General features: G+C 62.5%; 14 protein-coding genes. 6 read left to right on the forward strand and 8 right to left on the reverse strand.

The features are described 5' to 3' along the window. Positions 1-107: 107 nt before the first annotated feature. Genes rpsP through ffh form a run of 3 tightly spaced genes read right to left on the reverse strand, consistent with a single transcriptional unit; the run spans position 108 to position 2436 of the window. Positions 108-476, reverse strand: coding sequence for a 30S ribosomal protein S16 (gene rpsP / locus ASC90_RS15710; RefSeq protein WP_056542164.1), 369 nt, complete (start codon positions 474-476; stop codon positions 108-110). Positions 477-524: 48 nt separating this feature from the next. Further along, positions 525-845, reverse strand: coding sequence for a chorismate mutase (locus tag ASC90_RS15715; RefSeq protein WP_056542166.1), 321 nt, complete (start codon positions 843-845; stop codon positions 525-527). A 16-nt stretch (positions 846-861) separates the two neighbouring features. Further along, on the reverse strand, positions 862-2436 hold the full coding sequence (ffh, locus tag ASC90_RS15720) for a signal recognition particle protein (RefSeq protein ID WP_056542168.1): 1575 nt from the start codon (positions 2434-2436) through the stop codon (positions 862-864). Positions 2437-2727: 291 nt separating this feature from the next. Between ffh and ASC90_RS15725 the strand changes: the two genes are divergently transcribed. Further along, the gene (locus tag ASC90_RS15725) at positions 2728-3735 is read left to right on the forward strand and encodes an MBL fold metallo-hydrolase (protein WP_056542169.1); all 1008 of its coding nucleotides are present in this window, start codon (positions 2728-2730) and stop codon (positions 3733-3735) included. 442 nt (positions 3736-4177) lie between these two features. Here the strand turns inward: ASC90_RS15725 and ASC90_RS15730 are convergent, their stop codons facing one another. Then, complete coding sequence (locus ASC90_RS15730) at positions 4178-6136, reverse strand: elongation factor G (RefSeq protein ID WP_056542171.1); 1959 nt, start codon at positions 6134-6136, stop codon at positions 4178-4180. A 237-nt stretch (positions 6137-6373) separates the two neighbouring features. Between ASC90_RS15730 and dapF the strand changes: the two genes are divergently transcribed. The 5 genes from dapF to ASC90_RS15755 all read left to right on the forward strand — a co-directional run bounded on the left by dapF (position 6374) and on the right by ASC90_RS15755 (position 11465). Next, positions 6374-7279, forward strand: coding sequence for a diaminopimelate epimerase (dapF, locus tag ASC90_RS15735; RefSeq protein WP_056542173.1), 906 nt, complete (start codon positions 6374-6376; stop codon positions 7277-7279). Next, entirely contained in the window at positions 7276-8550 is a 1275-nt protein-coding gene (gene mtaB, locus ASC90_RS15740; protein ID WP_056542175.1) for a tRNA (N(6)-L-threonylcarbamoyladenosine(37)-C(2))-methylthiotransferase MtaB, read from the forward strand. The genes dapF and mtaB overlap by 4 nt, the downstream gene beginning before the upstream one ends. Before the next feature lie 15 nt (positions 8551-8565). Next, positions 8566-10149, forward strand: a complete 1584-nt coding sequence (gene ftsY / locus ASC90_RS15745; protein WP_056542177.1) for a signal recognition particle-docking protein FtsY — start codon at positions 8566-8568, stop codon at positions 10147-10149. 87 nt (positions 10150-10236) lie between these two features. Further along, a complete protein-coding gene (locus ASC90_RS15750) occupies positions 10237-10881 on the forward strand; it encodes a septation protein A (RefSeq protein ID WP_056542179.1) in 645 nt (214 codons plus the stop codon). Continuing rightward, positions 10878-11465, forward strand: a complete 588-nt coding sequence (locus ASC90_RS15755) for a DUF2585 domain-containing protein (protein WP_056542181.1) — start codon at positions 10878-10880, stop codon at positions 11463-11465. The genes ASC90_RS15750 and ASC90_RS15755 overlap by 4 nt, the downstream gene beginning before the upstream one ends. A 51-nt stretch (positions 11466-11516) precedes the next feature. Here the strand turns inward: ASC90_RS15755 and ASC90_RS15760 are convergent, their stop codons facing one another. Genes ASC90_RS15760 through ccmB form a run of 4 tightly spaced genes read right to left on the reverse strand, consistent with a single transcriptional unit; the run spans position 11517 to position 13759 of the window. Continuing rightward, positions 11517-12122, reverse strand: a complete 606-nt coding sequence (locus ASC90_RS15760; RefSeq protein ID WP_056542184.1) for a DsbE family thiol:disulfide interchange protein — start codon at positions 12120-12122, stop codon at positions 11517-11519. Then, positions 12119-12286: a heme exporter protein CcmD gene (gene ccmD / locus ASC90_RS15765; protein WP_056542186.1), complete on the reverse strand. Its 168-nt coding sequence runs from the start codon at positions 12284-12286 to the stop codon at positions 12119-12121. Before ccmD ends, ASC90_RS15760 begins: the two co-directional genes overlap by 4 nt. 3 nt (positions 12287-12289) lie before the next feature. Next, complete coding sequence (locus tag ASC90_RS15770; RefSeq protein ID WP_056542188.1) at positions 12290-13051, reverse strand: heme ABC transporter permease; 762 nt, start codon at positions 13049-13051, stop codon at positions 12290-12292. A 48-nt stretch (positions 13052-13099) separates the two neighbouring features. Further along, positions 13100-13759: a heme exporter protein CcmB gene (gene ccmB / locus ASC90_RS15775; RefSeq protein ID WP_056542190.1), complete on the reverse strand. Its 660-nt coding sequence runs from the start codon at positions 13757-13759 to the stop codon at positions 13100-13102. Positions 13760-13803: the final 44 nt, after the last annotated feature.

Here is a 13803-nt window from a genome sequence, read left to right on the forward strand (position 1 = left end):
TCCGAAGCCTGGTATTTGGCTTCTCATAACCGAAGTGCGGCGGAATGGAAACGAAAACGGGCGGCATGTCGCCATGCCGCCCGTCTGCTCAGGGCGCTAGCCCCGAATTATTCCGCGGAAGCAGCAGCTTCGGCAGCGTCGGCAACCTTCTTAGCCTTTTCAGCGGCACGCTCCTGAGCGCGCTTGCCTGGCTTTGCCTTTTCCGGGTTATTCTTGGCATCGCGCTTTGCAAGGCCGGCTTCGTTGAGGAAGCGCAGAACGCGGTCGGTCGGCTGTGCGCCCTGGTCGAGCCAATGCTTGATGCGGTCGGCGTCGAGCTTGACGCGGGCTTCGTTGTCCTTGGCGAGCATCGGGTTCCACGAACCGAGGTTCTCGAGGAAGCGACCGTCGCGTGGCGAACGGGCGTCAGCCAGAACGACGTGGTAGTAAGGGCGCTTCTTCGAGCCACCGCGGGCGAGACGAATTTTCAGTGCCATGTTCTTTACTCCTTGGATGTGTCTGTGCCGCTGTTCTGGCGGCGTTGGTTATTTTGCGACGGCGCCCTGTTCGGCGTGATCCGCTGCGATCTGCTCATGATGCCGGATGACTTCCTTGATGACGAAGTTCAGGAACTTCTCGGCGAAATCCGGATCCAGATGCGCGTCTTCGGCAAGCTGCCTCAGACGGGCTATCTGGTATTCCTCGCGCGCCGTGTCCGCCGGCGGCAAATTGTACGTGGCCTTCAGCACGCCGACCTCTTTGGTGCAGCGAAAGCGTTCGGCCAGCATGTGGACGAGTGCCGCGTCGATATTGTCGATCGACTGGCGGTAGCCCGAAAGCCGGGCTTTGATTTCAGGATCAGTCATCGTTTACGCGACCCCTTCACTTCTTTTTTGGCAGGCCGGGAAGGCCAGGAAAACCACCGCCGAGGCCTGGCAGCTTGCCGCCCCCCAGGCCCGGCAAACCACCACCGAGACCCGGCATGCCGCCACCCGGCCTGCCGAGGCCAGCGGCTTCCGCCTGCTTCTGCAACGCTTCGAGTTGCTTCGGATCCATGTTCGCGAGATCAGGCATGCCGCCCATGCCGCCGCCAAGGCCACCGAGGCCCATCTTGCCGGCCAGGCCGCCCATCATCTGCTTCATCATGCCGCCTTTGCCCTTGCCGCCCATCATCTTCATCATGTCCGCCATCTGGCGGTGCATCTTCAGAAGCTTGTTGATGTCGGAGGCGTCGGTGCCGGAGCCGGCGGCGATGCGCTTCTTGCGGGAATGCTTGAGCATGTCAGGGTTGGCGCGCTCGGCCTTGGTCATCGAGCCGATGATGGCGATCTGGCGACCGAACAGGCTGTCATTGAGACCGGCCGAGGCCATCTTGTCCTTCATCCCGCCCATGCCGGGCATCATGCTCATGATGCCGCCCATGCCGCCCATCTTCTGCATCTGGCGCAGCTGGTCGGCGAGGTCGTTGAGGTCGAACTTGCCCTTGGCCATCTTGGCGGCCATGGCGGCCGCCTTTTCGGCGTCGATGTTCTCGGCGGCGCGCTCGACCAGCGAGACGATGTCGCCCATGCCGAGAATACGGTCGGCGATACGGCGGGGATGGAATTCCTCCAGCTCGCCCATGCGCTCGCCGACGCCGATCAGCTTGATCGGCTTGCCGGTAACGGCACGCATCGACAGCGCCGCACCGCCGCGGCCATCGCCGTCCATGCGGGTCAGCACGAGGCCAGTGATGCCGACGCGCTCGTCGAAACTGCGGGCGAGATTGACGGCGTCCTGACCGGTCAGCGAATCCGCGACCAGCAGGATTTCGTGCGGGTTCGACTTCTTCTTGATATCGGCCATCTCGACCATCAACGGCTCGTCGATATGGGTACGGCCGGCGGTGTCGAGGATGACGACGTCATGGCCGCCGAGCTTGGCTGCCTGCACGGCGCGGGCGGCGATATCGGTCGGCGACTGGCCAGCAATGACGGGAAGTGTGTCGATGTTGCCCTGCACGCCGAGCTGGCGCAGCTGCTCCTGCGCGGCCGGACGGCGCGTGTCGAGCGATGCCATCAGCACCTTCTTCTTGTCGCGCGTCGTCAGGCGGTGGGCAATCTTGGCTGACGTGGTGGTCTTGCCCGATCCCTGCAGGCCGACCATCATGATGACGACGGGCGCGGCTGCGTGCAGATCGACGCCAACGCCTTCGCCGCCCAGCATCTCGATCAGCTCGTCATGGACGATCTTGACGACCATCTGCCCGGGCTTGATCGCCTTCAGAATTTCGGCGCCGACGGCCTTTTCGCGGACGCGGTCGGTGAAGGCACGCACCACGTCGAGCGCGACGTCGGCTTCCAGCAACGCACGGCGAACCTCGCGCAGCGCCGCGGAAACATCACTTTCCGAAAGCGCGCCACGGCCTGTCAGTCCATTCAAAATGGAACCAAGACGGTCCTGGAGGTTCTCAAACATCGGCTCTTCCTTCGTGTTTCCGGGATAGCGGAAACCTCGTGCTTTTCCTTGACGAAAACAAGACGCATAGCCAAAAAGCACCCGAGGGCGCATCGCGCTGTCGGGTGTGGACCTCCAGGATCAGGTCCCGGTCGGCGGCTCGGAGTCTTGTGCTCGTCGCAGATTGAGCGGCGGTAAACAGGAAATCGGCCGCGGAGTCAAGGCAAAGCCGGCAAATAAGCGCCAAACGGCCTTTCAAAACCGATCGGCGCAACCCAAATGCAGAGACCCCAGAGGCAAGGCTCCCACTGTATGGCAAATGCCAAATCCAAGAATCCCTACTATCACGGTCCGATCTCCGACCACTTCGATGGCGTGCGGTTCTTCAACCCCGGTGGCATCGCGCCTCTCGGTGTTCGCGCCCTGCTGCGCTGGCAGTTTAACGGAGAGCGGCAGACCTGGAAGAAACAGGTGACGAGCCCTTTTGCCCCGGCAAAGCCAGAGTCACTGGTATCGGGCGACGGTCTCAGGGTGACGATGGTTGGTCATGCGTCGATGCTGGTGCAGGTGGCGGGGCTCAATATACTGACTGATCCGGTGTGGTCGGATCGGGCCAGCCCCTTCAGCTTCGCCGGACCCAAGAGGGTGACGGCGCCTGGTATCCGTTTCGACGATCTTCCGAAGATCGATCTCGTTCTCGTCTCCCACAATCACTACGACCATCTCGATATCGCGACGCTGAAGCGACTGCAAATCGCTCACGAGCCGCAATTTGTCACCCCGCTCGGGAACGACGCGATCATCCGTCACGCGGCGCCCGATGCACATATCACGGTGATGGATTGGGGCGATCGGGCTGCGATCTCCGATAAGATCGCCATCGATGCCGAGCCGGCGCATCACTGGTCGGCACGCGGCACCGGCGACCGCAGCATGGCGCTCTGGGCTGCCTTCGTGATCACGACACCGGCGGGCCGGATCTATCATGTCGGCGATACCGGGTTTCATGGCGGCGTCAATTACAAGGCGGCGCAGGAAAAACATGGGGCCTTCCGGCTGGCGATCCTGCCGTTCGGCGCTTATGAGCCTCGGTGGTTCATGAGAGGGCAGCATCAGAACCCGCAAGAAGCGGTGATGGGAATGCAGCTTGCGAACGCTGCCTACGTCGCCGGACATCACTTCGCGACATTCCAGCTGACCGACGAGGCGATCGATGCACCCGTCGCGGCGCTTGATATCGCTTTGCGAGAGTACGGCGTCGATCGCGCGCGGTTCCGGCCTCTGCGGGCAGGAGAGGTCTTCGACGTGCCGATGACCTGAACATGCCAGCGGAAAATTCCGCGCCGGAGCATGGCTCCGCGACGGCTGGCTGCAGAATCCCGAATGGGAATGGGCAGGCAGATCGTGTGTGGTAGTAGAGTGTGTCAGGCGTTGCCGCCTGCCCGACCGCATCAAGGCTTCCGGTTTCACCCTGTCGATAGGAGCGTCTCTCGACCAGGCGATTGCCGGATGCATCCAGAGCCCTGACGGCCACCGAATACGCCCTCGAAGCAATCATCACCGAATGCCGGATTTCAGACCGTAGGCGTTACCGGTTCGCGAACCCGGCTCCCGTCCGATGACTGCATGACTATGTTGCCGATCGTGGGAGCGGGGACAACGTTAACGCGGATAATATCCATCCGAATGATTTTAAAGGGATATTATTTCAAGCGGGCAAAAATTGTCCACCCGTTTCGTCTGCGGCTCGAGCTTACGGTCGTCATCCCGGATGCGATCCGGCACCATGAGCGTTGATGATGGCGTCGGCCTCCTTGCCGTATAGCTCCTCGAAGTGGTCGAAGGATTTGGAAAAGTATCCTATGCCCTGCGTCGCAGATCGCAGCGCCCGCGCCAACTCCTCAAGTGAACCGCCGGGAACGAGCGCGCGGAATATGTCCCATCCCTTCGCATTTTCGTCACGATCGAAGCCGAGCACCTGCCCGCGCAAGGACGATACGATCGCTACCACGCCGCCGGAGAAGACCGACGGGATGTGGATTTCGACCCGCGCTACAGGCTGCATCAGCACCGCTGCGGCTTGCGACAGGGCCTGCTTGACCCCCATCTTGGCGGCTGCGCGGAAGGCGAACTCCGAGCTGTCGACGGAGTGATACTGGCCATCAGTCAGCGTCACCTCCACATCGACCACCTGAAAGCCAAGCGGACCTTTCTCCATTGCCTCGCGGGCGCCGGCTTCGACCGCCGGGATGTAATTCCTGGGCACGGTCCCGCCCTTCACCGTCTCCCCGAAGCTGAAGCCCTGCCCGCGCTCGTTGGGGCGCACACTCAGCTGCACGTCGGCGAACTGCCCGGCACCGCCGGTCTGCTTGCGATGTCGGTAGTGCACGTTCGAATGCTTCGATATGGTTTCCCGGTAAACCGGGTTCGGCGACCGGTCGGTGACCTCGACCTTGAAGACGTCGGATAGCGTCTTGCGCAAATCACGCAGGTGCACCGGCCCCTGCGCGCAGATCAGCTGCGCGCCGGTCCCCTCCTCCTGCATCACTCTAAGGCCGCGATCAGTTTCGGCAAGCTTTGCCAAGGTGGCGGACAGCTTGGTTTCGTCGCGTTCGCTGCCTGGCACGAGAATGCGTTCGAGCATCGGGGTGGGTGGAGAACTCCATTGCGGTGGCTCGGCGGCGGTCGTGGCTGTCAGTAGCGCCGGCGTGGGGAGGTGGTCGGATTTGATGGCCGCGAAGACATGCCCCGCCGGTATGCTGCCTGCCAGCGGTCGTCCGGTTCCCGCCTCCTGAACAGCCCCCAACCCGGCGCCGCCGAGTGCTGCTCCCTGCTTCAAGCCGTCGGCGAGAGCGCGCACCAGCACGGTCTTGCCGATGTTGGCACGGTGGTAGGCATGGAAACTGACGGCAAGAAGGCTGTTTTCATCGAGGCCGCCATCCGCGGCAAGCCGGCGGCGGAGGGCCGTAACGGGCGGCGCCTCATGGCGCAGCGCCTTCATCAGCCGCTTGATGCCGTTGCTGTGCGAGGCCGCGCCGAAGAGCACCGGAATAATCCTATTTTCCTTGAGTGTCCGCGAGGCGATCGCGAAGAGTGCGTCGCTCGCCGGCTCGCGCTCCTCGACGAGTTCCTCCAGCAGCCAGTCGTCGAATTCGGAGAGTTGCTCCAGCAACTCGGAGCGCGCTTCATGCTCGCGCTCGGTAGAGCTGTCGGGAAGTTCGATGAGGGCGGAGGGTTGACCCTCCCGGTAGCGCCAGGCGCGCTCCGAAATGAGGTCGCAGCTGCCGACGATCCTGTCTCCCTCCCGGATCGGCACTTGCCGCAGCACAAGCGGATGGCTCGAATACGCCTGCAGGGCGGCGATAACGTCGCGAAGGCGCCCTCGCGGTTCGTCAATACGATTGATGAACAGAATGCAGGGTGTACCCGACGCTTCGACGGCCCTGAGATAGGGAGCCGCCAGAACGGCCTCGTCAGGCGCGGGCGATACACAGAGGATGCAGGCATCTGTGGTCAACAAGGCATCCTGCGCTAGTGCGAGAGACTCGTTCGTGCCCGGGGTGTCCAGCGCGCACCACGTTTCGCCTCCGAACTGGAACTCGGTGATGCTCGATCCATATGGAGAAACGGATCGTCGCGGTGTGTCGTCCAGCGAAGCGAGTTTCGCGACAAGCGACGATTTTCCCGTCTGCGAAGGTCCAAGTACCGTGAAGCAGCGCATCGGCAGTCCTCCCATGGCAAGAGCACGCATCTGAAGCACAGAATGCCTCCAGCGTATGAAAAACGCCAGATATCTGCACTATTTCTTAAATATGGCGCAGCAACCCGACTTGGACACCGTCCGCATCGCCCGGTTTCGTCCGAATTCCCGCGTGGTAGGCCGTCGAGGTCGGCAACCCACTGGTAATTCCGCGACATTTCCGCCATATACAGCCGAAATAGACATGGACATTAGACGATGAGCGCAACGGTCGAATTCGCGAAGATGAACGGACTTGGCAACAAGATCCTGGTCGTCGACATGCGGGGTCGCACGGACAGGGTGACGCCGGACGCTGCGGTTGCGCTGAACGGTGCGGCGGAAACGCAATTCGACCAGATCATGGCAATCCATGATCCGAAGGCGTCAGGAACCGATGCCTGGATCGACATCCTCAATTCGGACGGCTCCAAGGCGCAGGCCTGCGGCAACGGCACGCGCTGCGTGGTGCAGGCGCTGGCGGCCGAAACCGGCAAGAAGGCGTTCACCTTCCAGACGGTCGCCGGCATTCTCAATGCCGTCGATCATGACGACGGGACGATTTCCGTCGACATGGGCAAGCCGGTGTTCGAATGGGACAAGATCCCGCTGTCGGAAGAGTTCTTCGATACCAGCCGCATCGAGTTGCAGATCGGGCCGATCGACAATCCGGTGCTGCACTCGCCGTCGGTCGCTTCTATGGGCAATCCGCATGCGATCTTCTGGGTGGATCGCGATGTGATGTCTTACGATCTCGCCCGCTTCGGGCCGCTGCTGGAAAACCACCCGATGTTTCCCGAGCGCGCCAATATCACACTTGCCGAAGTGACCTCGCCGACCTCCATCACCACCCGGACCTGGGAGCGCGGTGCGGGGCTGACGCTTGCCTGCGGTTCAGCGGCCTGCGCGACCGCGGTTTCCGCGGCACGGACCGGCCGTACCGGTCGCGAGGTGACGATCAAGGTCGCGAGCAGCCCGAATGGCGGGTCGCTCACCATCGACTGGCGCGAAAGCGACGATCACGTCGTCATGACCGGCCCGGCCGAATGGGAATGGTCCGGCATCGTCGATCCCTCGACCGGCATCTGGTCGCGCGACGAGACAAAGGGGGCGGAGGCACGGTGAGCGGCGTCGAGGTCATCACCTTCGGCTGTCGTCTGAATACCTACGAATCCGAAGTGATGCGGGCCGAGGCCGAAAAGGCCGGGCTCAACAACGCGATTCTGGTCAATACCTGCGCTGTCACAGGCGAGGCCGTGCGTCAGGCGCGACAGGCGATCCGACGGGCGCGGCGCGACAATCCGCATGCCCGCATCATCGTTACCGGCTGCGCGGCGCAGACCGAGAAGGAGACCTTCGCCGGCATGGCAGAGGTCGACGCGGTGCTCGGCAACGAGGAGAAGCTGAAGAGCGTAAACTATCGGGCGCTGCCCGATTTCGGGGTCTCGGCAGAGGAGAAGCTGAGGGTCAACGACATCATGAGCGTGCGCCAGACGGCGCCGCAGATGGTCAAGCATATCGACGGCCACGTGCGGGCGTTCATCCAAGTGCAGAACGGCTGCGACCATCGCTGCACCTTCTGCATCATCCCCTATGGCCGCGGCAATTCGCGCTCGGTGCCGATGGGATCAGTCGTGGACCAGGCGCGGCGGCTGGTCGAAAGCGGCTATCGCGAGATCGTGCTGACCGGCGTCGATGCCACCAGCTACGGTGCCGACCTGCCGGGTGAGCCAACGCTCGGGCTGCTCGCCAAGACGCTTCTGAAGCAGATCCCCGATATCAGCAGGCTCAGGTTATCGTCGATCGACAGTATCGAGGCGGACAGGCATCTGCTCGACCTGATCGGCGACGAGGTGCGGTTCATGCCACATCTGCATCTGTCGTTGCAGCATGGCGACGACATGATCCTGAAGCGGATGAAGCGTCGGCATTCGAGCGCCGATGCGCTGGCTTTCGTCAACGATGTCAGGCGGCTGCGGCCCGAGATCAGCATCGGCGCGGACATGATCGCCGGTTTCCCCACAGAGACCGAAGAGATGTTTGGCAATGCCATCAGGCTCGCCGAAGAGGCAGGCATCGCGCATCTGCACGTTTTCCCCTATAGCCCGCGACCGGGAACGCCGGCGGCGCGCATGCCGCAACTCGACCGGGCGTTGGTCAAGGAGCGGGCCGCAAGGCTGCGTGCCACTGGACATATGCTGCACCAGTCCCATCTCGACGGCATGGTCGGCACACGGCAATGGCTGCTGGTGGAAAACAACGGACTGGCGCATACGGAAAACTTCACGCTTGTCGCAGCACCGGGCCTCAGCCCCCGCGCGCTGGTGCCGGTCGATATCACCGGCCATAACGGCAAGCATCTCGACATGCAATTGACGGCCGCCGACGCGGCCTGAGTTTACGGAATTCTCATGGCGTTCAGTTTCATCAAAAAGGTCTTCACCTTCGGCAAGGAAAAGCCGCTGGAGGAGCAGACGGACGCGGTCGAACCGAGGGCACTGGAAGCCGAGCTGGAGCCGCATTCGCGGGTCGAGGATCTGCCGGTTTCGGTAGATCCGGTTCTCCCGGAGGAGATGGATACGGCCGGAGGGCCGGCGGGCGATGATAGCCCGACGCCGGAGGAGTCCGCCGAGGCGTTGGCGTCCGTATCGTTGCCTGCGGACGAGGAGGACGAGGTTTCCGAGGTTCTGCCCGCCGAAGTCATGACCGGTGATATCGGCCTCGTGCCGCTGTCGTTGCTCGAGGCTGAAGCCGAAGCTGAGCCGGCGGCCGATACCGTTGCGGAGACGCCGGTGTCTCCGAAGACTCTACATGAGCGCGCAGATCGTTTCAACGGTCAGGCGACGGATGTTGAGGCCGTTGAACCGCATGCCGAAGTGATTCCGACAGAAGCGGCCAGCCCCGAGCTATTGTCCCCGCCCGAAGGGGAGATGCTGGACAGCAGAGAGGAACCGACAGCCTTCGATCCCGAGATGGTTGAATCGACCGATCCTGCTGAACTCGTCAGCCCGATTCTCCCCAAGGGCTTCGCTACCGGCCCCGCCGTTTCAGAACCGGCCGCGATCGTGCCGGGGGCAAAGCTGTCCTGGTTTCAGCGCCTGCGTGCTGGCCTTGCCCGTACCTCATCGCACCTCACCGGCCAGATTTCAGCGCTCTTCACCAAGCGCAAGCTCGACGACGATACGCTGCAGGATCTCGAGGATCTGCTGATCCAGGCCGATCTCGGCGTGGAGACGGCAATGCGGGTCACCGATACGCTGGCCTCCGAGCGCTACGGCAAGGATGTGAGCGGCGAGGATGTCAGCCGCATCATGGCGACAGAGATCGCCAAGGTGCTGAAGCCGGTCGCCAAGCCGCTGCAACTCGATCTCAGCCACAAGCCGCATGTCATCCTCGTCGTCGGCGTCAACGGTACCGGCAAGACGACGACGATCGGCAAGCTCGCCGCGAAACTGTCCGGCGCCGGCCTCAAGGTCATGGTAGCGGCCGGCGACACCTTCCGCGCCGCAGCCATCGAGCAGTTGAAGATCTGGGCCGATCGCACCAAGTCGGAGTTCATCGGCACCAAGCTCGGCGCCGACGCAGCAGGTCTTGCCTATGATGCCTTCGAGCAGGCGAAGCAGAAGAAATGCGACGTGCTGATCATCGATACCGCCGGTCGCCTGCAGAACAAGACGGAGCTGATGGCGGAACTCGAAAAGATCGTCCGCGTGCTCGGCAAGCTCGATCCGGATGCGCCGCATACGGTGCTGCAGACGCTCGACGCCACCACCGGGCAGAACGCGCTGAGCCAGGTGGAGATCTTCCGCAATGTCGCCGGGGTCAACGGCCTCATCATGACCAAGCTCGACGGCACGGCGCGTGGCGGCATCCTCGTCGCCATCTCCGCCAAGCACAAGCTGCCGGTCTATTTCATCGGCGTCGGCGAAGGGGTCGACGACCTGGAGCCGTTCGAGGCCGAGGATTTCGCCCATGCCATTGCCGGGCTTGGCTGATGCCATTGCCGCGAACGGCCATTGATGCCACACATATGCCCGCAAACGCGAGCAAGCGTCTCGTGACGAAGAACGGATTTTGATAGTATGACGACCGAGAGCGATATCACCCCGTCGGCTGCCGACAAGCATCACCCGATGCTCAAGCTGGCACTTGAGCTTGGCCCGCTGATGATTTTCTTCTTCGCCAATCTGCGCGGTCCCTGGCTGGTAGAGAAGTTTCCGGCGCTGGCAGCTCTCGGGGGCCCGCTGTTCGTCGCGACCGCGCTGTTCATGGCGGCGACGATCATCTCGCTGATCATTTCCAAGGTTGTGCTCCGGCACCTGCCGATCATGCCGTTCGTCTCGGGCATCGTCGTGCTGGTCTTCGGCTCGCTGTCGATCTACCTGCAGGACGAAACCTTCATCAAGATGAAGCCGACGATCATCAATGCGCTGTTCGGCTTCACGTTGCTTGGCGGTCTTGCCTTCGGCAAGTCGCTGCTCGGGTACGTCTTCAATGCCGCCTTCCAGCTCGATGCCGAGGGATGGCGCAAGCTCACGATACGCTGGGGCATCTTCTTCCTGTTCCTCGCGGTGCTGAACGAGGTCGTCTGGCGCAATTTCTCCGATGATTTCTGGGTTGCCTTCAAGGTCTGGGGAACAATGCCGATCACGATCATCTTCACACTTGCGCAGATGCCGCTGATCATGAAGCATACGGTCACACCGGCGGGAGAGACCGAGAAGTGACAACACTGGATACGGCAGAGCGAACGAAGCATCAGGCGTTCTGGTTCGCCGCATGCCTTGCGGTCTTACTGGTCCAGATCATTGCCGAATACATGATGGGGCGGACGCCGATCTGCACCTGTGGCTACATCAAGCTATGGGAAGGCACCGTCAATTCGAGCGGGAATTCGCAGCATCTCTCCGACTGGTACACGCCATCGCACATCATTCATGGCTTCATCTTCTATGGCGTCGCGCATCTGCTGTTGCGCGGCAAGCCGATCGCCATGCGGCTGCTGCTGGCTTTGGTGATCGAATCCGGCTGGGAACTGCTGGAGAACTCGCCGCTGATCATAGACCGCTATCGCACGGCGACAATCTCGCTCGACTACTACGGTGACAGCATCCTCAATTCGGCGATGGACACGGTGTTCATGGTTGTCGGGTTCTTCTTCGCCTCGCGCGCCCCTGTGGCGCTGACGGTGGCGCTCGCCATTTTCTTCGAGATCTTCACCGGATACATGATCAGGGACAATCTGACGCTGAACGTGTTGATGCTGGTCTGGCCGCTGGAGGCTGTGAAGACCTGGCAGGGTGGGGTGTGACCGGAATGGTAGCGGCCTGAAGATCCCTCGGCATTGTGTGGCCGGGGTCTCTTAGGAATTTGGCGTTCCCAGCGCCTTTTCAATCGCCGGAAACAGGCCTTCCCTGAGGCTGACCTCATCGAACGGGCCAACTCTCTTGTAGAGGATGGTTCCATCCGGGGCGACGAGGTAACTCTCCGGAATGCCATAGACACCCCAGTCGATCGCAGCCTGGCCCTTGGGATCGACGCCGATCGCCGCGTAGGGGTTGCCGAGTTCGCCGAGGAAGCGGAGCGCGTTGTCGTTCTTATCTTTGTAGTTGATCGCAACAATGTTGAGTCGGCCGTTTTTCGCCAGCTCTTTCAGGATCGGATGTTCCTCGCGACAGGGGATGCACCAGGAGGCGAAGACATTGACCAGCGTCAGCTTGCCCTTGATGGCCGCGTCCGTCAGCCCCGGCAGGTTGGCGCCCTCGAGCGGCGGCAGGTTCAGCGAAGGGGCCTTGGTGCCAAGCAGCGCCGATGGAATCTCCGAGATGTCCTTGCCGTGCACGTCCTGATCATAGAGCATCTTGGCGGCCGTGGCCGCGATGCCGCCGAAGACGATGAGAGGGATGAGGGCGACGGCATAGCGCCCGAAACCGCGCCTCGGTGGAGGGACATCAGGTGCGTCGGTCATTGTCTGCCCTTCATCGGCGCCGAACGTCGGCGGATGCCGGATGCCTCGAGTGCCGCCAGTTCCTTCCGGCGCGCGTGGCCGTCGAGCCAGGTCCAGACCGTGACGGCGACCACGACGAAGGCGGCGAAGGCGTAGGAACCGTAGACGTAGAAAGCATGCGTCATCGTCTATCCCTCGCGGCTTGCCAGGCGTGCCGCCAGCCGGCGCTGGGCGGCGATGCGGCGGCGCCAGATTTCATTGCGCATGGCCATCACGTGCAGGGTGAAGAACAGGGCGGTGAAAGCAATGGCCATGACCAGCAACGGGCGCAGGAATTCCGGGTCGATTGCCGGGCCGTCAAGGCGAAGCACGCTCGCTGACTGATGCAGTGTATTCCACCAGTCGACGGAGAACTTGATGATCGGGATGTTGACGAAGCCGACAAGGATCAGCACGGCGCTGACGCGGGCGGCCTTCGACGGCTCGTCCATGGCGCGGTTGAGCGCGATCAGGCCGAGATACATCAGGAAAAGGACGAAGACGGACGTCAACCGTGCGTCCCAGACCCACCAGGTGCCCCACATCGGCTTGCCCCAGAGCGAGCCGGTGACCAGCGCGATCAGGGTGAAGGCGGCGCCGAGCGGGGCGGCTGCCTTTGCTGACACATCGGCGAGCGGGTGGCGCCAGACCAGTGTGCCGACCGCCGAGATGCTCATGATCGTATAGCCCATCATCGCCAGCCAGGCCGCAGGCACGTGGATATACATGATGCGGACTGTTTCGCCCTGCTGGTAGTCGCCCTCGGTCGTGAAGCTGAGATACAGCCCCACGATAAAACAGAGGGTGGTGAAACCGGCCATCCACGGGACAAGACGGGAGGCGAGCGCCAGGAACCGCGTCGGGTTGGCGAGGTCGCTGAATTTGGTGATGGCTAGGCTGGTTTCGCTCATGCCGCTTTCCTTACCGCGATCTGTCGTTTGGAGCAATCTGAGGCCGGATCAATCCGATGTGTTGCGCAGCGCAAGCGCCGCTGCCGCCGGGCCGATCACGGCGAAGAACAGGGTGAGCGCAATCAGGACCAGGAAGGGCGGCAGGAACGGCGACGGTCCCTCGACGGCGGCATAGGTGGCGCTGACGCCGAAAATCAGGACCGGGATGGTGAGCGGTAGCACGAGGATCGAAACCAGCAGGCCGCCGCGCGGCAGCGCCACGGCCACGGCGGCGCCGACCGCGCCGATGAAGGTAATCGCAGGCGTCCCGACCAGCAACGTCAGCATGGTTGCGCCGATCGCGGTCTCGCTCATGTTCATGAACAGGCCGAGCAATGGCGAGGCGATGACCAGCGGCAGGCTGGTGGAGATCCAATGGGCCAGGCACTTGGTCAGCACCGTCAGCACCAGCGGCGTTTCGTGCATCAACATCAGATCGAGCGTGCCATCGTCTCGCTCGGCCTGGAACAGGCGGTCGAGACCGAGCAGCGCCGCCAGCAGCGCACCGATCCAGACGATGGCCGGGCCGATGCGGGAAAGCAGCGCCAGATCCGGGCCGACTCCGAAGGGGATGACGGCGACGACCGTCAGGAAGAACAGCACGCCGACCAACGCGCCGCCACCGGCGCGGATGGAGAGTTTCATGTCACGCAGGAGGAGGGCGGTCATGCGTGAGCCTGGGGTTTGGGAGGGGTTTTTATTGCCGACATATC

It is taken from the genome of Rhizobium sp. Root1220 (assembly GCF_001426265.1).
GTDB lineage: Bacteria > Pseudomonadota > Alphaproteobacteria > Rhizobiales > Rhizobiaceae > Rhizobium.

Bases quoted from the DNA above. Each gene is read 5' to 3' on its own strand.
- ASC90_RS15760 (WP_056542184.1), bottom strand. From the start codon at position 12,122: ATGACCGACGCACCTGATGTCCCTCCACCGAGGCGCGGTTTCGGGCGC.
- rpsP (WP_056542164.1), bottom strand. From the start codon at position 476: ATGGCACTGAAAATTCGTCTCGCCCGCGGTGGCTCGAAGAAGCGCCCT.
- ASC90_RS15770 (WP_056542188.1), bottom strand. From the start codon at position 13,051: ATGAGCGAAACCAGCCTAGCCATCACCAAATTCAGCGACCTCGCCAAC.
- ASC90_RS15715 (WP_056542166.1), bottom strand. From the start codon at position 845: ATGACTGATCCTGAAATCAAAGCCCGGCTTTCGGGCTACCGCCAGTCG.
- ASC90_RS15750 (WP_056542179.1), top strand. From the start codon at position 10,237: ATGACGACCGAGAGCGATATCACCCCGTCGGCTGCCGACAAGCATCAC.
- dapF (WP_056542173.1), top strand. From the start codon at position 6,374: ATGAGCGCAACGGTCGAATTCGCGAAGATGAACGGACTTGGCAACAAG.
- ASC90_RS15725 (WP_056542169.1), top strand. From the start codon at position 2,728: ATGGCAAATGCCAAATCCAAGAATCCCTACTATCACGGTCCGATCTCC.
- ccmD (WP_056542186.1), bottom strand. From the start codon at position 12,286: ATGACGCATGCTTTCTACGTCTACGGTTCCTACGCCTTCGCCGCCTTC.
- ccmB (WP_056542190.1), bottom strand. From the start codon at position 13,759: ATGACCGCCCTCCTCCTGCGTGACATGAAACTCTCCATCCGCGCCGGT.
- ASC90_RS15730 (WP_056542171.1), bottom strand. From the start codon at position 6,136: ATGCGCTGCTTCACGGTACTTGGACCTTCGCAGACGGGAAAATCGTCG.
- ftsY (WP_056542177.1), top strand. From the start codon at position 8,566: ATGGCGTTCAGTTTCATCAAAAAGGTCTTCACCTTCGGCAAGGAAAAG.
- ffh (WP_056542168.1), bottom strand. From the start codon at position 2,436: ATGTTTGAGAACCTCCAGGACCGTCTTGGTTCCATTTTGAATGGACTG.